This is a genomic window from Candidatus Nanopelagicales bacterium (assembly GCA_037045355.1).
In the GTDB taxonomy this organism is placed as follows: domain Bacteria; phylum Actinomycetota; class Actinomycetes; order S36-B12.
In genome coordinates this window covers 88,429-110,136 of record JBAOHO010000009.1, presented here as the reverse complement: position 1 = coordinate 110,136, position 21,708 = coordinate 88,429, and the positions used below count along the sequence as shown (strand labels likewise).

Sequence of the window (21,708 nt, the reverse complement as noted above, 5' to 3'; positions counted from 1 at the left end):
GTCCTACCAGGAGCCGCCGCCACCTCCACCAGAGCCTCCGCCGGAGCTGAACCCACCGCCCCCGCCCGAGCCACTCGAGGACTGCGTGGCGGCGTAGGAGGCAATCGCACCCGAGGAGACGCTGGCGACCGCCGACGAGATCGCCTGACTACCGCTGTAGACGCTCCACGCGGACATCAACGATGCATCTTCGGTCCAGCGGGGGTCGTCCGGCGGGAAGTCGGGCTTGCACGCCTTGGCCCAGGTGTCTGCGCAGTCGAGCGCGACTGCCCAGGGCAAGAACTGCGCGAAATAGCGAACCTTGCGCGCGTAGTCGAACCGCTCCACAGATGCCCGCGTCGACAACGCCGTGTGCAGTCCGTTGACCTGGTCTCGGACCTTCAGGCCGTACTCCGACAATCGGGTGCGCATCGATCGCTGAGCCCAGACGCCGGCGACGGCGGGCAGCAACAACGCCAGGCCCAGCCACCATTGCCCGAACAGCAGCGATACCCCGATCGACAACAGGGGAAGGGCTGCCGCGAGTACGTTCGCCAAGACCCCCGCACCGGAGGCCCGGTAGTAGCCCATGGCTTGTGCGTACTTGTTCGTCAACGAGGTCAGGGTCTTCTCCGTGCTTTGAATCGCCTTGCCGATCGCGGCGTCGTTCTTGGCGATGACGGCTGTTGAACCAGGTTGACTGATACCCATCCCGGACACGAATTCTGCAGCGCCGGTGACCATGGGCAACGGCTTGTCCGTGCGCCAGATGCGGATCCACTCGGGTTTGGTCGACATGTACTGGCCATCCTGAGGGACTTCCACTCGCACTGCGTCCTCCTGCTGCAGGTACAGAAGCATCGTCTGGAACGAGTGCTCCGGGGCCTCCTCTCGGTACGTCCACACGGTCGGCAGGATGTCCTTCGATGGCGCAGCGAAGACGGGTGCCTCGCTGGCGGGCCTCTCCTGCAGAGTCCGGATGAAGAGGAAGAACAGGACGGCCAGTACCGCTGCGGGGATCAACAGCCACGCACCTCGCCACCAGGAGCCGGAGTCAGCTGCTGGAGGGGTGACGATGACGACGGTGAGGTCGGCCGGGCTGAGGTCCGCCTGCCAGGTCACAGGGGTGCGAGGCGGCAGCGACGCATACGTCCCGGTCACGACGTTCGGATCGCGGGCCTGCTTCGTCTCGCAGGGCCCGGTGTCCGTGATGCAGCGCACCTCAGTCGCGGGCACCGGGAACGTGACGCTGATCTCGGCGTTTCTGATGGGCATCGCCCACCCTTGTGCGACCACGTTCCAGTACCACTGGTCGACGGCAGAGCCCTCCGGCCGTGTGATCACGTTGCGGGCGGTACTTGTGATGACGTAGCGATTGACCGTCCCGGGTGGATAGGGCTTGGTTGCGGACCCGATCTTCGCAACCAGATACCCCTCCTCGTAGTAGGTCTCGAAGGGTTCATCCGCGCACTTCGCCAACTCAGTCGTACCGCATCTCTGGACGGATTCGACGGTGACAGGATGAGTGACATCGTCATCGACGCCATCCGATTCGTCGAAGAACCGGAAGATTCCCCGCTTGGTCTCGGTGAACTCGACATCGAGCGTCTCGACCAGGGTCATGGCGCCGTCGGCGGTGATGTCATAGTCGGCCTGGTAGTTGCGGATGATCGAGGTGTCGCTGGATCCTCCGCCGCTGGATGACCAGTCCAACTGCTGCACCAAGGCCGCACCCAGGGCGCAGAACACGGCGATGACGATGGCGATCACCCGTGCGGGGCGCCACCGATAAGCGGCAGTCCCCAAAGCGACGGCCACTCCGAGCACCCATAAGAAGTCCATGCCACCGTCCCTCTGCGCACCGCGGTCCGGGTCTGCGCCGAAGCGTACTCCTCGCGTGCATGGGGGTCTGGGAGCCGGAGGTCGAGTGCCATGGATTCGCCCGCAACGGCAATAGGCCTGTCCGAGAACCAGAAACCCGACGACAAGAAGAGGCCCCCGGGAGTTGCGATAACTTCCGGGGGCTTTCTCCCCACCCCACCGGCATCAGTCCGGGGCGCCACGTGGACGCGATGGCATCGACCTTAGCCAGCGATCCCGGGAATCCTGCTGAGGCGCGCCGGACGGGAAGTGGCCCTCATCCCTAACGAGGAGCCGATCCCGGATCAGGAGACGATCCCGGATCAGGAGACGATCCCGAATTGAGGAGACGATCCCGGATGAGAAGGGGATCCCGGATCAGGAGGGGTGAGTAGTCCCTGCGCGGAGGGGTCGTGATGTTCCGACCCGGATTTTCCCGTGGCGGCGTGTCGATCACGAGACTCGAACTACTGACAGGTGAACGTGCCGGTCACACGCCGGCCGGAGTCGTCCACGCCTCCGAACGTCCCCGTGGTGCCCCCAGACGTGAGCTCCGCGCGAGCCGATCCCGGCTTGTCGGCGACGAATGCTTCGCCGGAGTCGTTGCCGCCGAACACCACCTGCTCAAAGGTCCCCTCCGCGCCCTCAGGCGCGCCGGAGATGAACAGGGAGAACCCAGTGGCGGTCGGCACCTTCGCAGCATCACCGGGCGAACGCACTGTGCTGCCGGCCGAGACCGCCAGCTCGTTGGGCCCCATGGATCTGTCGCAGACAGCCGCAGGCAGGTCGAGGACTGTCCCGGCACGTTTGACTTCGACTGAGCCCACACCACACCAGGTCATCACCTGGACACCATTCACAGTCGCCGGCCCACAGGGTGGGCCATCCTCGGTGGCCGCCGGAGGGGGAGGAGGGGACGCCCCGCTACCGGAACAGGCACTTTGAGATAAGGGCAGGACGACGAGGAGCACGGTCGCTGCCGGCCAACGGGCCATGGCTGACGATAACGCGCCGGGTCCAGTGATGCGTCAGCAAGATGCGCGCACCCGCGACCCAAGGGATCACCGCCGACGACGCCGACCTCGCCAGGAATACGCCACTCGCAACGCGACACGATCTGAGCCTGCGAGGGAACCGTCGGGGACGAACCTGACTTGTCCGCCTCGCGCGATGACCGACTCGACAAGATCGTCGACGATGTCGTCGATGACGCCCGGGAGTTCCCGCTCCGCCAGCGACAGTGGGTGCACGAGCATTCCGTCACGGCTCACACGCGCCGGGATGGCGAAGGACTCTTCCACCAAGAGGAGTTCTGGCCGTTCCGCCAGCGCTGCGTGCCAGCACGCTGCCAGTCCGGTGACCACACCGCGCCCCGGGATGCCGGCGTCCATCGTGTCGCGAGCTGCGGCTTCGAGGTCGGCGAGATGATCGGACAGCAGTGGTCTCACGGTCCGTTCGAGTCGCCGCAGGTCCAACCGCCCGCCGGCGTTGCGGGCAAAACCGATCACCCGTCCGGACGATGACGTAACGGAGAGGAAGTCGCTCAGCACCCGGTCACCGGCCATGACAATCACCGGGACGGGGCCTTGTGACATCTCCTTCTCCAGGGCCCGGTCGACTTGACGCTGGAAGGCCAGCGACTGCTCCCTCTCCCGGTTATCCCTTCGCCCCGCCTTGGCCCCGCGTCGCCGTCCGGGGCGGCGGCGTTGTCCCGTTTCCTCTGCGGATTCACGCACGACCGGGAAGAGACCGTCAGTCCGCTCGCGAAGGGCGCCTGAACTGCTACGGAACAGCCTTGCGCTGTCGGAGTCCAAGACCAACAGCATGTAGTCGGGGCTCTCCTGAAGAGACCGCACCAGATCTCTCGTGGCGAAGGTCGGGTCGATGATCTGACGCTCGTCGACCGACACCGCAAGATGGCGGTATTCGACCATCGAGGACGACGCGAAGAGCGCCACACTCCGATCCGTGGGTGAGTCGGCCAGTATCGCCGCCGCCCACACCAACTGCTCGTGGATTCGCCCGCTGGGGTCGACGCCCTCCATGACCAGGCGGGCCCGGACCTGCCGAATCAGCGACTCCAGTCGAGACCGGTCCTCCGCGGTCATCCGCGAGGAGGGCCGGGTATTCAGCAGGACGGAAACGCACGGGTAATCCTGAACGGACGCCAAGACCGTGACATCGACCTCCGTGGGTCGGGTGAGTTGCCGAACAATTCGCTGCGTGCTGGTCGGGTTGGACATGACGGGTGCCGATGCGCTCATGAGTCCTCCTTGGTTGGTGACCTCATTATACGAAGCATACTTCAGGTATTGCAATTCGTAGACGCGGGTGTCAACTGCCGAACCGGAACTGGTCGCTCGCTTCCCACGCCCGCCTCAACTCCGGGCTTCGTTAGCCCGGATCCACCGATTCTCGGAGTAGCGAGCGTCACCAGCGGGGTGCGATGGCAAGGCGCAGTCGCGACGGCAGTGTGGGCCACTGGTGAGCGGCTGCAACGCCGCCAGGGCGCCCCGATGGTGGCGCGCAGTAGCCGAAGAATCGGTGGATTCGGGTTTAGGCCCCTGGGGTTCGATCGGGGGCCTTCGGGTTCCATCGCAGGCCCCGGGCCGAAGTGGACAGGGGCTGCGCCGACGAACACCCGGCCGACAAGGCGAAAGCCCCGGCAACCCGAAGGTCGCCGAGGCTTTCGCTCCGATTCCGAATGGCTAGGTCAACTGCAGCCGCTCGTGGCGCCACAGCCTTCGCAGACATAGCAGGAACCGGCCGGCCGCATCTTGATGCCACAGGTCATACACAAAGGCGCGTCGGCCGACTTGCCGGTGATGACCTCGAGGAGTTCCGCTGTCGAGTGAGCCTCGGCCGGATTTGCAGCCGGTGCGGGTGGTTCGGACTGCACCGGGGCGGACTGCTGCATCGCCTCGATCACTTCCTCCGTATCCGCTGCCGGTGCGGGGGCTTGACCGCTGACGGCCGCCGCCCGCTCCTCAGCGGTATGGATTCCCAACGCCGCCCGTTCGTCGTAGGGCAGGTAGTCCAGAGCAAGGCGACGGAAGATGTAGTCCATGATCGACTGCGCCATGCGGATGTCAGGATCGTCGGTCATACCCGCAGGGTCGAACCTCATGTTGACGAACTTGGACACGAACGCGTCAAGCGGCACACCGTACTGCAAGGCGATCGAGACCGCGATGGAGAAGGCGTCCATGACTCCCGCCAGTGTCGACCCCTGCTTGCCGAGCTTGAGGAAGACCTCACCGAGTCCATTGTCCGGGTAGGACCCTGCGGTCAGGTAGCCCTCAGCGCCACCGACCGAGAACGACACAGTCTGAGACGGCCGCCGCTTGGGGAGCCGGTGGCGGACCGGACGGGCGTGACCGTGGTCTGAGTCCTCATCGGATGAACCAGAACCGGCCTTCGAGTCAGACAGCGGCTGTCCGACCTTGGACGCGTCACGGTAGATCGCAAGCGCCTTGAGGCCCTGTCGCCAGCCCTCGAAGTAGATCTGCTCGACATCTTCGACCGTCGCCTCGCTGGGCATGTTCACGGTCTTGGAAATGGCGCCCGACAGGAACGGCTGGACCGCCGCCATCATGCGCACGTGTCCCATCGGGGTGATCGCCCGATCGCCGACCGCACAGTCGAAGATCGCGTAGTGCTCGTCACGCAGACCCGGAGCATCGACCACGTTGCCGTGCTGGGAGATGTGCTCGACGATCGCCTCGATGGTCTCGGCCGGGTAGCCGAGTTTGGTCAGCGCCTGCGGCACCGTGTTGTTGACGATCTGCATCGAGCCGCCACCAACGAGCTTCTTGAACTTCACCAATGAGAAGTCCGGCTCGATGCCGGTGGTGTCGCAATCCATCATGAACCCGATGGTGCCGGTGGGGGCGAGTACCGATGCCTGCGCATTACGCCACCCGTTCGTGGCCCCGATGTCCAGACACTTCTGCCATTCCTCGGACGCCAACTTGGCCACATCACGGTCGAACTCGGCGACCGGCCGGATGCCGTCCGTCGCCGAGGCATGCTTGCGCATCACCCGGCTGTGGGCCTCACTGTTGCGCGCGAATCCCTGGTACGGACCCACCACTCCCGCGAGTTCCGCGCTACGGCGGTAGGCCGTGCCCGTCATCAGCGACGAGATGCTGGCCGCCATGGCCCGGCCCGCATCGGAGTCGTAGGGCAGACCGGACGCCATGAGCAACGCGCCCAGGTTGGCGTATCCGATTCCCAGCTGGCGGTAGTCGCGCGTGGTCTGCCCGATCGCCTCGGTCGGGAAGTCCGCGAAACAGATGGAGATGTCCATCGCCGTGATGATGAACTCGACGGCCTTGACGAAACGCTGGGATTGGAACGAACCGTCGCTCCCGAGGAACTTCATGAGGTTCAGTGACGCCAGGTTGCACGAGGAGTTGTCCAGCGACATGTACTCACTGCACGGGTTCGACGCGGTGATCCGACCGCTCTCGGGATTGGTGTGCCAGTCGTTGATCGTGTCGTCGTATTGGATACCGGGGTCCGCACACGCCCAGGCGGCCTCGGCCATCTGCCGGAACAACTGCTTGGCCTTGACCGTTTCGATCACGGAACCGTCGGTGCGCGCCTTGAGGCCGAACTCGCCGTCGGAATCCACGGCGCGCATGAACTCGTCGGACACGCGAACCGAGTTGTTGGCGTTCTGGTACTGGACGGAGGTGATGTCCTTGCCACCGAGGTCCATGTCGAATCCAGCGTCGCGCAGGACACGGATCTTCTCTTCCTCTCGGACTTTCGTGTCGATGAACTCGCCGATGTCGGGGTGGTCCACGTCGAGCACGACCATCTTGGCCGCGCGGCGGGTCGCGCCACCGGACTTGATGGTGCCGGCGCTGGCATCGGCACCGCGCATGAACGACACCGGGCCTGAGGCCGTCCCCCCGGAGGAGCGCAGCAATTCCTTGGACGACCGGATGCGCGAGATGTTCAATCCTGAGCCGGATCCACCCTTGAAGATCAGGCCCTCTTCGCGATACCAGTTCAAGATCGAGTCCATGGTGTCGTCGACGGCAAGGATGAAGCACGCCGACACCTGCTGCGGACTCGAGGTCCCGACGTTGAACCACACCGGCGAGTTGAACGAGAAGTACTGGTGCAGCAACAGCCAGGTGAGTTCGTCACCGAATGTGCCGGCATCGTCCTCGGTCGCGAAGTAGCCGTGCTCCCGGCCTGCGGCGACGTAGCGGTCGACGACGCGGTCGATCAGCTGGCGCAGTGACCACTCGCGCGAGTCGGTCCCCACTGCGCCCCGGAAGTACTTCGTCGTCACGATCGTGGACGCATTGACGCTCCATGATTCGGGGAACTCGACCCCGCGCTGCTCGAAGACCGTCTCGCCGGTCTTCCAGTTCGACTGCACGACGTCGCGCCGCTCCCAGGTGACCGTGTCGTAGGGGTGGCGACCGGCTTCGCTGAAGACACGTTCGATCGTGAGTCCCTGAGGGCGGTTGCGCCGGGTCGCGGTGCCGCGCACCGTCTCGTCGGCCGGGGTCTGGGTCATCCTTGTTCTCCTTGTTCGGGCGGAAGGGGAAGTTCCTGGGGGTTGATGGGAAGTTCCTGGAGGTTCGTATTCAGTTGGTTCGGTGGGGTCGGAAGTCCATAGGGGCAGCGTCACGATCGACGCTCGGGCGGGTCGTCGCGGAAGGTGGCGATCTCCTTCTCGAAGTCGGCCAGCGAAGAGAAGTCCCGATATACCGAGGCGAACCGCAGGTAGGCGACTTCATCGAGATCGCGCAGCGGCCCGAGGATGGCCAGTCCGACCTCGCCACTGGGGATCTCGGCGGATCCCGATTGGCGGATCGTGTCTTCGACTCGTTGCGCCAGCACCGCGAGGTCGTCGTCTCCCACCGGCCGGCCCTGACAGGCCTTGCGCACCCCGGCGATCACCTTGGTACGGCTGAACGGCTCGGACGCACCACTGCGCTTGACGATGTTCAGGCTCGGGCTCTCGACGGTGGTGAACCGGCGACCACACACCGAGCACTGCCGTCGGCGGCGGATTGATGTGCCGTCGTCGGTGGCCCGGGAATCCACTACCCGCGAGTCGGCCGCACGGCAGAACGGACAGTGCATCCGGCCTCCTCCAGAAAATCCTGTGGACATCCCTGGGGGTTTCCTGGGGATGACCTGTGTACGTCTCACCACAACCTGTGGATGAAATACACCGGTGTAACTACTAGATGTAGGGAACTTAAGCCCTCAGGTGGCGATGCGCAACCCCCTTCATGCCGCGTGTCGCATCACCGCCGATTGGGAACCAGCACCACGTCGCCCACCTGGATGTCACCGGCCGTCAAACCGTTCAGTCGCATGATGCGGTCGACCATCTCGCGTGGATCGCCGTCGGGGGCGGCCGCCAGAGCCAGGGACCACACTGTGTCTCCTGGAGCCACCACGTGTTCTTGCAGTGCTGTCATGCGCTGAACGACGGCACCATCGCCGCGCTGAGGGGCGGATTCGGCGACTCCACCGGTGGCGGCCACCACAGCAGCCACAGCCAGCAGAACTGTCAGCACGAGGACCGTGACCCGCCCCCACCGCACTCGGCCTCGCCTCCGGGCACTGACCGTCGGCGGCCGGCCGACATCGATCCCGACACCGCCACCGCCCGCAGCCGCCGCGGCCACTACAACTGCCGCCGCCGTTGAACCGCGCCCCGACGTCCCCCATCCGCTCGGACCTAGCCTCACGGGTCCCGACCACACGGGACCCAGCCTCATCGGCCCCATCTCACGTGGACCTACCGCGATGTGACTCATGACCACTCCACCCTTCGTACCCTTTCGGCCCTTGGCCCTATCGGCTCGCCAGGCCTGCAACTCGCCGAACCGCTGTCTCACCGAACCGCTGTCTCACCGACGGGGGCGGGACACCGCACACTCCCCGAGGTTCGAACATCCGTTCGATACTCCAGTGGTACCAGGAGGGTCCGACACACGTCCAGAGTCTTTCGAACATATGTTTGATTTGGGCGGCTCCGGCCCCTACCGTCGAACCATGACGAGCGGCGCAATCGTGTGGCACGGCAACAACCCGGCAGCACCGCGCCAAGGTGCAGAGGACCCGCTCCACCACGCGGGAATGGCTCGACTCGGTGCAGAAGGGAAACGATCATGACCGGCACCCCACCCATCACCCACCTGACAACGCGTCAGCGTCGGATACTCGATGTCATCCGTACCGCGGTCGACGAGCATGGGTACCCACCCACTGTTCGTGAGATCTGCGAGTCGGTAGGGCTCGCGAGCACTTCCAGCGTCGCTCACCAGCTGAGTGTCCTGCAGCAGAAGGGATACCTGCGCCGCGATCCGCATCGACCCCGAGCCCTGTTGGTCACCGACACTCCGCACACAGAGCCCGTCCCGGCCTCCCCGGACCTTCATTCCGAGTCCGACGTCGCGCTGGTACCGCTGGTCGGTCGGATCGCCGCCGGCGGGCCGATTCTGGCCGATCAGCAGGTGGAGTCCGTCCTGCCCCTACCCCGTGACCTTGTCGGACACGGCCAACTCTTCCTGCTCACGGTCAAGGGCGACTCGATGATCGACGCCGCCATCTGCGATGGCGACCTGGTGGTCATCCGCAGTCAACCGTCCGCCGATCCCGGTGACATCGTGGCTGCGCTCATCGACGACGAAGCCACCGTCAAGACCCTCGCGCGCCGCGATGGCCACGTATGGCTCCTGCCGGAGAACCCGGCCTATGACCCCATCCCCGGCGACGATGCGCGCATCCTCGGCCGGGTAGTCAGCGTCATGCGTCGGCTGTGACGGCCGGGGCCTCCCCCGCCAGTCGGTGTAGCGCCCCCATGACCACGTCGGCATCCGTCGTAGGCCACAACGGGGGCATCGTTCGGCGCAGGAAATCCGAGTAGCGCGCCGTCGCCAACCGCGGATCGAGCACCGCCACCACGCCGCGATCCACGTGTGTCCGGATCAGACGGCCGCTCCCCTGGGCCAACAGCAGTGCTGCTCGCGGGACCGAGACAGTCATGAATCCATTCCCGCCACCGCGTTCCACAGCGTCGCTGCGCGCGGCCAGAACCGGTTCGTCGGGGCGGGGGAAGGGAATGCGATCGATCACCACGCAGGTGCATGACGGGCCGGGGACATCGACGCCTTGGAACAGGGACATGGTCCCGACCAAAACGCTGGTCTCGTCGTCTGCGAAGGCGGAGACCAATCGAGCGACAGGCTCTCCCCTGCGCTGCACATGCACCACAACTTCCCCGACCGGATCCGCGACCAGGTTCTCGGCGACCTTGTCGACCGAGCGCCACGAAGAAAGCAACACCATGGTTCGCCCCCCTGCCGCCGTGATCAGTTCCCGGATCCGACCGATCACCGCTGGATCGGGGCCGTCTCGGCCCGGCCGGGGCAAATCGCTAGCGATGTACAGGATGCCCTGACTCGCGTAGTCGAAGGGGGAGCCGACATCCGCCGACCGCCATGATCCCGGCGCAAGCCCGAGATCGTCGGCGAGCATGTCGAACCGGCCACCCAGCGCCAAGGTGGCACTGGTCATGACCGTGGTGTCGCGACTCGTCAGGTAGTCGCCCAGCGGCGCGGCCACCGACAGCGGCGCCACATGCAGCGACGGACCCGGGAACGGGCTGAACCAGGTGACGTCGTTGTCGGCTCCCGAGATCAACCGACCGGCCACATCGTGGATCTCCTCCAAACCGGCAGTGACCCGATGGCGGACAGCCGCTTCGACGGAGTCGTCCGTACCGATGCCTGTGACAGCTGCGTGACACGCATCGCGCAGCGCTGCCAGCGGCTCCACCAGTTGCTGTGGCATGGGCCGCACTTGCTCGTTGAAATCCGCCAGAGCCAGCGCCAAACTCGAAACGGCCTCGTCCAGTCGCTCACCGAGGTCAGCAGTGACCAAGGAGCGGGCAGAACGAACGGCCCGTTCGGCAGTGCGCACGGACAACTCCTGGGTGGCGGCGTTGGTGGCCCGTGACACGAACTCGTGACCCTCGTCGATGATCAGCACATCGTGTTCCGGGACGACCGGGTTGTCGTCCATCGCATCAAGCGCCAACAAAGCATGGTTGGTGACGATGATGTCCGAATGGGCGGCCCGAGCGCGGGACTGTTCGGCGAAGCACTGATCGCCGAAGTCGCACCGGGAAGCACCGACACATTCCCGGCCGGTCGCGGACAATGAGCGCCAGACCCGGTCATCGACGTCATCTGGGTATTCGTCCCGGTCACCGGAATTGTCGACCTCGGCCCACTCCCGCAGAGCGGCCGCCTGTTTCTCGAGGCGCCCGCTGGACAGATCCAGGTCGAGCTCGGAATCCGCGGTGTCGGATGACGGACCGGCGAGGCGGGCCCGACACAGGTAGTTGCCCCGACCTTTGAGCACCGCGAACGAAACGGCAGGCCCGGCGGGCAGTCCCGCGAGGACGGCGGGGAGATCACGGGCGACGAGTTGGCGCTGCAACGCCAAAGTGGCGGTCGCGATAACCACTTGGGCACCGTCATGTCGGGCTGCGCGCACAGCTGGGACCAGGTAACCGATGGACTTGCCGGTGCCGGTGCCCGCCTGCACGAACAGGACCACGTGATCGGCGATGGCCGCGGTGACTTCGCGCACCATCGTCTGCTGGACGGGCCGTTCCACCCCACCCAGTGATGTGACAACCGACGTCAGGTCGGTGAGCGCGGGGTCGTCAGGCACGCGACCACGGTACGCGTCAGCAGCCCACATCCCCGACAGCCGTTGACCCTGTGGAGCGGGTGTCTAGCCAGGACTGCAGGTCGGGCAGCGCCAGCGGTTCGGCGATCAGGAACCCTTGGGCTCGATCACAGCCCATGCCGCGCAGCAGGTCGGCCTGCTCCACTGTCCGCACCCCCTCGGCGACGGTGGTCACTGCCAGGCCCCGACCGATGTCGATGATCGCCCGCATGAGCGCCAAGGCGCGAGGGGAAGTCGCGAGGTCAGCCGTGAACACCTGGTCGATCTTCAGGACGTCGACACGCAGGTCGCGCAGCATGCTCAGCGACGAGAAACCCGTGCCGAAGTCATCGAGAGCAACCTTGTGGCCGTTCGACTGGAGTTGCCGCATGACCTCGATCGCCAGTTCCGGGGACGACGCCACCGTCGACTCGGTGAACTCGAACATGATGTTGGCGGGCTTGACTCCGGCGTCTCGGACTTCCTCCAGCAACGTGGCGCCGAAGTCACGGTCGAAACCCGCGGGAACGACATTCAACGTGGCCACGAGTTGCGGCCAACGTCGGTTCAGGTCCCTCAGATCCGCGAACGTGCGTTCTCGGATGACTGCATCGATCCGCCCGACGAGACCCAGTCGCTCGGCCACCGGGATGAACTGCTCAGGCAGTTCGACCGTTCCATCGGGGAGTTGTCGGCGAGCCAGCGCCTCAATCGCCACCACCGAACCGTTGGCGAGGCTCACGATGGGCTGGTAGTAGGGCAGGAACTGCCGGTCCGCCAGGGCCGTCTCGATCGCCGACACCTGTTCCCATTCGCGCAGCGCCAGTTCACGCATCTCGAACTCGAATCGGACCAGCGGGTGATTCGGACTGGCGAGTGAACTGGTGGCCGCCAGGTCAGCGTGTTCCACCAGGTCCCGCGCCGGCGCGGTGTCCGAGAACACGGTGGAGTAGCCCATGGCCAGGCGCAACGTGAGGTCGGTGCGACCGGGGATGTCGATGCCCACCAGAGCGGAACGCATGTGCTCGGCGAACGCCGCGGCTACGACGTCGGGTGCGGGATCGCGCAGCAAGACAGCGAAACCGGCGGCACTGACTCTCCCGGCCGCGAGAATCGGGCCCGGGGCACGTTCCAACTCCGCCGCCACCACTTCGAGAAGCGCTGCCCCGGAGCGCCTGCCGTGGGAGTCGTTCAACACGCGGAAGTCGATGACATCCATGACGACGACCACCACAGACCGGGCGTCGGACAGTGACAGCGCCTCACTGACGGCTTCGGCGAACCCCTCGTCGTTGAGCAACCCGGTGGTGCGATCCCGGCGGCGGGACTCTCCCAGCAATGTGCGCAGTCGACGGGTGTCGGTGACGTCTTGACCGGTGAGAACGAACCCTTCGGCTCCCAGTCCTTGCAGTGGAGCGACGCGGAACTGGACGGAGTGCTCCGATCCGGAGTGGTCGATCACCGCAGCGTCAACGGGCTGCGCGGGATGGCCAGGCAGCCCTTGAGCGGATCGTACGACCGACCCTGTCAGATCGGGGATGACGGTGGCGAGATCCCGGCCGTCGAGATCCTCGGGTGAGACGCCCACGAGTGAACAGAACGAGGGACTGCCGTAGACGATTCGATTGGCATTGTCGGTCACCAGCACCAGATCCCGTCCGTTCTCGATCAGGGCTTGGAACCACGGCTGGTCGGTGGCCTGGGTGAATGTGGCGGCGGCCCGGACGACTGTCGCCCGCCGCAGCTCTCGCCGGGCCGCCAGTCGCAGCCACAACACGCCGCCGATCACGAGTCCGAGGATCACCGCCAAGGCGAGTGCAGCGGAAGCCGAACGGATCTGGCCGGTGGTCAAGGCGACGAGGAGCACACCCGCCGCGAGTGGTACCGGGCTCAGCGGCACCAGGGAGGACCAGATGTCACGGAGCCGGAGTTGACCCGGGGACTCCTTCTCAGCTGCGTTGCGCAGGGCCACGAGCGCCACCAACGCCGATCCCAGCATGAATCCGAGTGTGGATACGGCGATGCTGGAACCGCGGTCGACGAGGGGGCTGCTGAGGGGGTCGGCGAGTGGACTGAAGGGTTCGGCGAGTGGACCGAAGGGTTCGGCGAGTGGACCGAAGGGTTCGGCGAGTGGAATGGTGTCCGCTGCGACGTCGCTGAGCACGTAGGTGAGCATGGCGAACTGGATCAGGATCAGCTGAACGATCGGCAATGGACCACGGCGGCGGGCAGTGGCCGCCAACGCGAGGGCCAGGACGATCGCCGCGAACTCCAGCAGGCTCGCGATCGTCATCACAGCCGCAACGGCCGTGGTCTCCCGTGGCCGCATCGCGGGGATCACAACGAGGAACCACACGATGGCCAGGCCGAGTGTCCCGACGATGACGTCGACGATCACTGCGCGCGAGTCAGCGGCGATGATCCCACGCGGCCAGGTCAAGGCGGCCAACGCGACGAGGATGGGAACACCCGCAACGACGAGGGGTACCGCGTCGACGAGGGGCAGGTACGTCCCGGCCTGGAATCTCGTGACGAAGTTGGCCAGGGCCTGCCCGGCGAACAACGCGAACACGCTCCAACCCAGCACGCGGAACCACAACCGCATCCGGCCGTCGCTGCGCCGGGCACGATCCGTTGCCGCGATGGCGACTGCCGACCCGGCACACAGCAGGCCACCGGCGGCTGCGAGTCGGGAGGCCACTGAAACGTCGGGGATGGGTATTACCCCGATTTCGACCACCAAAGCGACCCCACCCACGGCGAACGCGACCGCGAACAGCACTCCGACGATCCAGCGGACCTGCGGTGATGATGTGGGCGTCATGAGGGGGACACGTCAGTCGGCGAATTCTGCGAGACGAGCTGCCAACCATCCCGGCACCAGTGCCCGCAGGTCGGTTCCGTGATCCGAGTAGGTACTGGCGAGGACATCGCCGTGTTCATGGACCTCGGACACAAGATCCCCGCGATCGAAGGGAATGGTGACTCGCACCGCCACGTCGGGTCGGGGTAGGTGCGCCTCGATGGCGACCTTCACATCATCGATACCGGAACCGGTGCGCGCAGACACCGCCAACGCGTCGGGGTGTCGCGCCCGGATCTCGGCCAGAATCTCAGACGGGGTGATCTCGCTCTTGTTCACTGTGATCAGTTCCGGAATCCCGCCGGCGTCGATCTCGGCCAGCACCTCGCGAACCGCGGCGATCTGCCCCAGCGGATCCGAGTCGCTGCCGTCCACGACGTGAACCAGCAGATCGGCCTGATGCACTTCTTCCAACGTGGATCGGAATGCTTCCACCAGTTGATGCGGCAGGTGCCGGACGAACCCCACGGTGTCGGCGAGGGTGTACTCCCGCCCGGATGGTGTCCGGGCCCGGCGAACCGTGGGGTCCAGGGTCGCGAAGAGTTCATCGCGAACGAGCACACCGGCGTCCGTGAGCCGGTTCAACAGTGAGGACTTCCCGGCGTTGGTGTAGCCGACGATGGCCACGGAAGGGGTCCCAGTGCGATGACGTTCGGCTCGTTGGACGGCGCGGGACTGACCCATCGACCGCAGTTGTCGGCGCAGCCGCGCCATCTGGGTACGGATCCGGCGGCGATCCACCTCGAGTTTGGTCTCACCCGGTCCGCGCAGAGCCCCGATCCCCCCTCCGGTGGCCGCCTGTCGGCTCATAGCCTCACCCCAGCCGCGCAGTCGCGGCAGCATGTACTCGAGTCTGGGCCAGTTCCACCTGGGTCTTTCCCTCGCGGCTGCGCGCGTGCTGAGCGAAGATGTCGAGGATCAGCCATGTGCGGTCGACGACCTTCACCTTGACGATCCGCTCCAGCTGGCTGAGCTGACCGGGTGTCAGTTCGCCGTCACAGATCAACGTATCGGCCTCGAGCGCTCTGACAATCTCGGTGAGTTCGCGAGCCTTGCCCGAGCCGACATAGGTCCCGGGGTCGGGCTTGTTGCGACGCTGGATCAGCGCCTCGAGCACGACGGCGCCCGCGGTCTGCGCCAACCGAGCCAACTCGGCGAGCGAGCGTTCGGCGCCGACAGCGGTTCCCGAGGTCCACACAGCGATGAGGACAACTCGTTCGAGGCGCACCTGGCGGTACTCGACCTCGGTGATGTCGGTGAGCTCGGTGGAAAGTCCCGCGACCCGACGCAGCGCCTCACGCTCCTCGATCTGAAGGGCACCATCGCTGGGTTCTTGGCCGGTCACGAGTGCGACTCCCACCAGTCCCGGTCGATCGTCCCTCGGGCGACGAACTCCACCGGACCGGTCAACGTGACATCGGACCTGACGGTGACCTGCAAACTGCCACCGGGCACATCCACCCGGACGGGTTGCTCCTCGATGTCGTCGCGCAACCGGTGGGCCCAGGCGACCGCACACGCCCCGGTACCGCAGGACAGCGTCTCCCCCGAACCTCGTTCCCAGACACGCATCACGACGTGGTTGGGGCCCAGGGGCTCGACGAACTCGATGTTGGCGCCGTCCGGAAAGGCCCCGTCCGGCCCCGCCGTGGCGCCACTGATGTCGCCGAGACCGGTCAATGTGGGCAGGAAGACGACAGCGTGTGGGTTGGGGACCAGCGCGCCGATTGCGGGGTAGGTGTCGTCGCCCAACGTGACGGTGATGCCGTGATCCAGTGGAGTCACCGGACCCATGCTCACACTCACATCACCGGAGTCATGGACGATCACGTCGCGGACCCCCCCGCGGGTGGCGATCGACGAGGTGGGCGCGGTCAGGCCTTCGTCGATCAGGTGGCGAGCGAACACCCGCGCCCCGTTGCCGCACATCTCGGCGATCGAGCCGTCTGCATTGCGATAGTCCATGAACCACTCGGCCCCGGGAGCCTCATCAGTGCGCACGGCCCGCAGGACCCCGTCGGCACCGATGCCGATGTGCCGATCACACAGGGCGGCCACCAGCCGCGGGGTCAGGGAAAGGACATCGTCGGGATCTGTGAGGAGGATGAAGTCGTTTCCCGTGCCGTGGCCCTTGCGGAACGTGACGTCGGTGACCATGCGTCCAGAGTAGGGGCCAGGGACTCCCCCGGTCACCCGATGGTGGTCCGATACGCGTCGTCGACGTCCTGAAGTACCTGGGACCAGACCTGCGCCGGGAGGACGGTCGTGTTGTGATCGGTGATGCGCGCCCGCAACGGTCGATCCTCGGCGATGACGCACATGGATTCGGCGAGCTGGTCGTCGTCGTCGGCCAGCAGGCCCTCCACACCGTCGTGGACGAACTCGGTGAGTCCGGTCTGGCTGCGCGCGAGGATCGGCAGTCCGGTGGCGCGGGCTTCGAGGGCGGCCAGTCCGAAACTCTCCTTCACCGACGGCTGAATGAACACATCGGACTGCAGATACAGGTCCCGCAGGCCGGAACGACTGAGTCGACCCAGCAAGGAGACGCAGTCGTGCAGACCGGAATCGTCGATGAACGCCTGCAGCCGGTCCCGCTGGGGCCCGTCGCCCGCCACCATCAGCCGGATGTCCACCCCGGACTCGCTGCATCGCCCGTGGGCAGTGGCGAACATGCGCAGCAGCGGCTGCGCCCGTTTGCGGGGCGCCAATCGCATGGCGGTCACGAACTGCACCGGGGCATCGTCGTGTGGCTGTCGACCGGCGCTGTTCCACTCTGACGGGTCCACACCGTTCGGCGTCACGAGGACGTCGATCCCTGCCGGGAGGGCCGCGGCGATGCGGTCGGCCGCGACCCGGCTGACGGCGGCCGGTTGGACCCCCCGTGCGGTCCAATGGGCGAGGTTGTTCACGGCGCCGTACCCCGAACGAGCCACGGAGCCCCAGACGCTGTGCACGGTGACGAGAACAGGAAGGTCGAGTTCGACGGCGGCGCGGATCCCACCCCAGGCGAACGGCGACACCACCCCGAGGTGGACATGAACCACGTCAGGGGCAATCTCGCGCAGCAATGGCACGACATTGGCCCTGGTGCGGGGATGGATCGGCAGTTCGAAAGGCATGCGCGCCGTCACGCGGTGCACGGTGACACCATCGATGCTCTCGACTCCCGCACGCACCTCATGTCCGGGGGTCGCTGTGATCACATCCACCGTGTGCCCGGCAGCTGCCTGCCTCTTGGTGAGTTCCGTGACCTGGATCTCGATACCGCCGAGTCTGGGCAGGTAACAGTCGCTGATGTGTGCCACCTTCATTCCGCCACCTCCTCCACTGCCTCCACTGCCTCCACTGCCTCCACCGGCTCCACTGCGGCCCGAGCATCACTCATACCCGTCTGAGGTTCACGGCCGGCACCCGAGCGCATGAGCCGCCCCTGAGGGTACAAGTGCACCGAGTTGCCCCATGAACGGCACGTGCACGTGGTGGCAACGGGGCCGCACATCGGCCATGATCGGCCGGTGACCCGCTCGATCGTCTTCTTCCATGCGCACCCGGACGACGAGGCTCTGTTGACTGCGGGCACCATGGCACGCGCCGACGCCGAGGGCGTACGGGTGGTCCTCGTGGTGGCAACCGCCGGCGAGGCGGGGTTGGCGGCCCCGACGCAGGACCTCGGTCAAGTGCGGCGAGCCGAGTTGGAGCGGTCCGCCCGGATCCTGGGTGTGCAGCGGCTCGAGGTCCTGGGGTATCCGGACAGCGGTCTCGACGGCCGCGGCACCGGGGCGGCAACACCGTTCTGCCAGGTTCCCGAGGCCGCCGTCGCGCGCACCTTGGCATCGATCGTGAGCGACGAATCCGCGACTGCGCTGATCGGTTATGACGCCAGTGGCGGCTACGGTCACCCGGACCATAAACACGTCCACCGGTGCACGATGAGCGCAGCCGACCTGTTGCCCGGGGTCGCGGTCTACGAAGCGACGGCGCCGCGCTGGCCGTTCGCGCTGGGTGTGCGGCTGGCCGGTCTGGTGACGACGTTCCCCTCGGACTTCGATCCGGGTGACTTCGAGCGCGCGTTCACCCCTTCCGGGCAGATCACCCACCGCATCGACGTGCGTGACTACGCGGATTTCAAGCGGGCAGCCATCCACGCGCACACCAGCCAGGCGTCCGGCGCCGATGTCCGCACCTTGGGGGCTCTGCTGCAACTGCCCCGACCTGTCTTCCGAGCTGCGCTTGGGACTGAGTACTACCGCCGGGTGCGTTGATGGTGAGCCACTCGCTCGCTCGCGTCGCTGAGCGCTGAGCGGGCGGGCAGCCAGGCGACCCGCTCATCGGAGCGAAATGTGCGCTCCTGCCGGCGGGCCAAGACCCTGGTCGCGCGCACCGTGTCAGCGATCGCCTCTTCCCGCGACATGGTACCGCCGAGTTCTGCCAACCCCTGCTGGTAGCCGACCGCCTTGCTCGCGGTCGGCGCCGCGGCGAGTCCCTTGGCCGTAAGCGCTGCCACCTCGGCCGCGAACCCCGCCCGCCACATCACCGCTGCGCGATCCGTGATCCGTTCATCGAGTTCCGGCCGGGTCCGCTGTGCAGCCAGCCACAGCGTCGGCCGCCAGGGCCTCGGTTCGGGGAGGCGAGCGGCGAATGCGCCGGTCAACTCCACGACCTCCAGCGCGCGCACGATGCGCCGAGTGTTCCGGGGGTCGATGTGACGGGCGGCTTCGGGATCGACCTGCACCAACCTCTCGTGCATCGCAACCCCCCCGATCTCATCGGCCAGTCGCTGCAGCCGATCCCGGACCTCCGGGTCCCGCGGCGGGATGTCCAGGACATCGCACACCGCTCGCACATAGAGTGCGGAGCCACCGACCACGATCGGCAACCGGCCCCGCGCCGCAATATCCGAGATGGCCGTTCGGGCGAGCTGCTGATACTCGGCGACAGATGCGGGCTCGGCGATGTCCCACACATCAAGGCAGTGATGCGGCGCCCGCGCCTGCTCCGCCGACGTCGGCTTGGCCGTTCCGATGTCCATCCCGCGGTACAGCTGAAAGGCGTCGGCGTTGACGACCTCGCCATCGAAGCGTTCGGCCAGCGCCAGCGCGAGGGCGGACTTGCCGGAAGCCGTCGGCCCCACCACCGCGACGATAGGCAGCGCGTCCGTCGTGGAACCGGCGGTCACTGTCGTGTGGTGCGGTTGTCCCACAGGCCCGCGAAGTACGTCACGCCGAAAGGGGCCGCGATGGTCAGGTCGGCACAGGCACGCTCCGGGCCCACGTGGCGGGCAAGGTCACGCCACACGGCGGCCGTCGTGCATCCGACGCGAGCTGCAGTGGTGTCGTCAAGGGCAGCGAGGAATTCCGAATCCCCGGAACGCAACGCGTCGGCCAAGGATCGGTCGAAGTCGTCGCCCTGCTCCGACGGTCGCGGTGGTTTCGGACCCGCGGCCGCGGACCCATCGGCGAGGAACACCAAGGCTGCCCCCGGGCGCGGTGCGGCGCCGGGCTGCACCCGCAACCGGACTCCACCGAATCCGACCCGGTCGAGCAGACTGTCCCCCACTCTCCAACCGGTCACGGGTTGATCCTTCAGCCCGGGAGGCGGCCCCTCTTCGCGAGGTTGCGCTTCTCCGGAAGGCAGGCCCGCTCCGAGAGACAGGCCCGCGTCGGGAAGCAGGTCGCGGGGAACATCGACAGCCGCTACGAGCACCACCTCATCGTGGCTGCGAACCACCTCACTCAACACGTGATCGCAGGCCACGAGTACCCGATCCAGTTCGGGGGGCACCCCTCGGGCGATGCCGGGGATCAACGCCGGCGCAGCGGGCACCACCGCCATCGTCTGACTCACGGCAGCACCGGCATCCCCAAGCTGACCACGGGGATAGCCGGGGAGGAGGCCGCGCAAGGCGAATCCGCCCGCATGGGATCCAGAACGCGGAAGCCCTCGTCCGCCAGCAGATGATGGGGAGCGGCGTGGGTGACGATCGCGGTCACAATGTCTCCCGGTGTCGCCGTCTCACCCGGTGGGACCGCCAGATGCACCAGACGGTTGTCCTGGGCGCGCCCGGTCACGCGATGGGTGGCGCCGTCCTTGCGGCCCGTGATGTCGGAGATCATCACCTCGACCGACCGACCGGTCATCGCTCGGTTCTCGTCCCATGCCACCTGCTCGACGACCTCGAACAGCTCGCGGTAGCGCTGGGACACGATCTGCGCCGGGACTTGGTCGGGGAAGGACGCCGCAGGAGTCCCCGGCCGCGGTGAGTATTGGAACGTGAACGCCCCGGCGAACCTGGCCTGACGCACCAGGTCGAGCGTGGCGGCGAACTCCGCGTCAGTCTCACCGGGGAACCCCACGATGATGTCGGTGGTGATCGCCGCATGCGGCAGGCGCTCGCGGACCTCGGCCAGGATCGCCAGAAAACGGTCGCGCCGATAGGAGCGTCGCATCCGCCGCAACACACTGTCGGACCCGCTCTGCAACGGCATGTGAAGGTGCGGCATGACCGCGTCCGTCTCGGCCATCGCTGTGATGACAGCCGAGGTGAAGTCGCGGGGGTGCGGACTCGTGAAACGAACCCGCCGCACGCCGGGGACCTGGCCGACCGTACGCAGGAGGTCGGCGAACGCGTCACGCTCACCGAACTCGACTCCATAGGCGTTGACGTTCTGGCCCAGCAGGGTGATTTCGCGGACACCTTGATCGGCCAGCGCTTGCACCTCGGCGAGGATCTCGCCGGGTCGCCGGTCCCGCTCCCGCCCGCGCAGGGACGGGACGATGCAGAAGGTGCACGTGTTGTTGCACCCGACACTGACCGCCACCCAGGCGCTGTGTCCGGAGTCGCGCTGGGCAGGCAGATCGGAGGGGAAGGCCTGCAGCGATTCCTGGATCTCGACTTGGGGAACAGCCGTGCGCTCCGCACGTTGGAGCAGCACCGGCAGCGCATCGATATTGTGCGTGCCGACGACGACATCGACCCATGGCGCCCGGGCCACGATCGTCTCCCGGTCCTTCTGCGCCAGGCAGCCGGCGACCGCGATCCGCATGCCGGGGTGAGCTCGCTTGCGCGGTGCGAGTTGACCGAGGTTGCCGTAGAGCCGGTTGTCGGCGTTCTCGCGGACGGCGCAGGTGTTGATCACGATGATGTCGGCCTCGGCGTCCCCACTCGCGGGTTCGTAGCCCGCTTGCTGCAGCAGCCCGGCCATCCGCTCGGAATCGTGCACGTTCATCTGGCAGCCCAGAGTCTGTACCCGGTACGTGCGCGGATCAGACATTGCGTCAGTTTAACC

The 21,708-nt window shown here is 66.5% G+C and carries 17 protein-coding genes; 2 read left to right on the top strand and 15 right to left on the bottom strand.

Going from position 1 to position 21,708, the window contains the following annotated elements:
* Positions 1–3 precede the first annotated feature (3 nt).
* From V9E98_03135 to V9E98_03110, 6 genes are all read right to left on the bottom strand, one after another.
* Positions 4–1,821: a DUF2207 domain-containing protein gene (locus V9E98_03135; GenBank protein MEI2715981.1), complete on the bottom strand. Its 1,818-nt coding sequence runs from the start codon at positions 1,819–1,821 to the stop codon at positions 4–6.
* 485 nt (positions 1,822–2,306) lie between these two features.
* Positions 2,307–2,684, bottom strand: a complete 378-nt coding sequence (locus tag V9E98_03130; GenBank protein MEI2715980.1) for a hypothetical protein — start codon at positions 2,682–2,684, stop codon at positions 2,307–2,309.
* 216 nt (positions 2,685–2,900) lie between these two features.
* The gene (locus V9E98_03125; GenBank protein ID MEI2715979.1) at positions 2,901–4,103 is read right to left on the bottom strand and encodes a hypothetical protein; all 1,203 of its coding nucleotides are present in this window, start codon (positions 4,101–4,103) and stop codon (positions 2,901–2,903) included.
* 449 nt (positions 4,104–4,552) lie between these two features.
* Positions 4,553–7,378 (bottom strand): vitamin B12-dependent ribonucleotide reductase, encoded by a 2,826-nt coding sequence (locus V9E98_03120; protein MEI2715978.1) that lies wholly within the window; start codon positions 7,376–7,378, stop codon positions 4,553–4,555.
* Positions 7,379–7,488: 110 nt separating this feature from the next.
* The gene (nrdR, locus tag V9E98_03115; protein MEI2715977.1) at positions 7,489–7,950 is read right to left on the bottom strand and encodes a transcriptional regulator NrdR; all 462 of its coding nucleotides are present in this window, start codon (positions 7,948–7,950) and stop codon (positions 7,489–7,491) included.
* Positions 7,951–8,117: 167 nt separating this feature from the next.
* Complete coding sequence (locus V9E98_03110) at positions 8,118–8,420, bottom strand: LysM peptidoglycan-binding domain-containing protein (GenBank protein ID MEI2715976.1); 303 nt, start codon at positions 8,418–8,420, stop codon at positions 8,118–8,120.
* Positions 8,421–8,990: 570 nt separating this feature from the next.
* Here V9E98_03110 and lexA point away from each other — a divergent pair.
* Entirely contained in the window at positions 8,991–9,644 is a 654-nt protein-coding gene (gene lexA, locus V9E98_03105) for a transcriptional repressor LexA (protein ID MEI2715975.1), read from the top strand.
* On the opposite strand, the gene V9E98_03100 is transcribed toward lexA, so the two are convergent.
* Genes V9E98_03100 through V9E98_03075 form a run of 6 tightly spaced genes read right to left on the bottom strand, consistent with a single transcriptional unit; the run spans position 9,628 to position 17,733 of the window.
* Positions 9,628–11,562: an ATP-dependent DNA helicase gene (locus V9E98_03100; GenBank protein ID MEI2715974.1), complete on the bottom strand. Its 1,935-nt coding sequence runs from the start codon at positions 11,560–11,562 to the stop codon at positions 9,628–9,630. The genes lexA and V9E98_03100 overlap by 17 nt on opposite strands.
* A gap of 16 nt (positions 11,563–11,578) precedes the next feature.
* The gene (locus V9E98_03095; protein ID MEI2715973.1) at positions 11,579–14,383 is read right to left on the bottom strand and encodes an EAL domain-containing protein; all 2,805 of its coding nucleotides are present in this window, start codon (positions 14,381–14,383) and stop codon (positions 11,579–11,581) included.
* Positions 14,384–14,395: 12 nt separating this feature from the next.
* Positions 14,396–15,265: a GTPase HflX gene (hflX, locus tag V9E98_03090; protein MEI2715972.1), complete on the bottom strand. Its 870-nt coding sequence runs from the start codon at positions 15,263–15,265 to the stop codon at positions 14,396–14,398.
* Positions 15,237–15,767, bottom strand: a complete 531-nt coding sequence (locus V9E98_03085; protein ID MEI2715971.1) for a hypothetical protein — start codon at positions 15,765–15,767, stop codon at positions 15,237–15,239. The genes hflX and V9E98_03085 overlap by 29 nt, the downstream gene beginning before the upstream one ends.
* Positions 15,764–16,579, bottom strand: a complete 816-nt coding sequence (dapF, locus tag V9E98_03080) for a diaminopimelate epimerase (protein ID MEI2715970.1) — start codon at positions 16,577–16,579, stop codon at positions 15,764–15,766. The genes V9E98_03085 and dapF overlap by 4 nt, the downstream gene beginning before the upstream one ends.
* Positions 16,580–16,611: 32 nt before the next feature.
* Positions 16,612–17,733: a glycosyltransferase family 4 protein gene (locus tag V9E98_03075; protein MEI2715969.1), complete on the bottom strand. Its 1,122-nt coding sequence runs from the start codon at positions 17,731–17,733 to the stop codon at positions 16,612–16,614.
* Positions 17,734–17,937: 204 nt separating this feature from the next.
* Here V9E98_03075 and V9E98_03070 point away from each other — a divergent pair, with 204 nt between their 5' ends.
* Positions 17,938–18,684, top strand: coding sequence for a PIG-L family deacetylase (locus V9E98_03070; GenBank protein MEI2715968.1), 747 nt, complete (start codon positions 17,938–17,940; stop codon positions 18,682–18,684).
* Here V9E98_03070 and miaA read toward each other — a convergent pair.
* Genes miaA through miaB form a run of 3 tightly spaced genes read right to left on the bottom strand, consistent with a single transcriptional unit; the run spans position 18,666 to position 21,693 of the window.
* Positions 18,666–19,598, bottom strand: a complete 933-nt coding sequence (gene miaA / locus V9E98_03065) for a tRNA (adenosine(37)-N6)-dimethylallyltransferase MiaA (GenBank protein ID MEI2715967.1) — start codon at positions 19,596–19,598, stop codon at positions 18,666–18,668. The two genes, V9E98_03070 and miaA, sit on opposite strands and share 19 nt — an antisense overlap.
* A complete protein-coding gene (locus V9E98_03060) occupies positions 19,595–20,266 on the bottom strand; it encodes a hypothetical protein (GenBank protein ID MEI2715966.1) in 672 nt (223 codons plus the stop codon). The genes miaA and V9E98_03060 overlap by 4 nt, the downstream gene beginning before the upstream one ends.
* The gene (gene miaB / locus V9E98_03055; GenBank protein ID MEI2715965.1) at positions 20,263–21,693 is read right to left on the bottom strand and encodes a tRNA (N6-isopentenyl adenosine(37)-C2)-methylthiotransferase MiaB; all 1,431 of its coding nucleotides are present in this window, start codon (positions 21,691–21,693) and stop codon (positions 20,263–20,265) included. Before miaB ends, V9E98_03060 begins: the two co-directional genes overlap by 4 nt.
* Positions 21,694–21,708 lie beyond the last annotated feature (15 nt).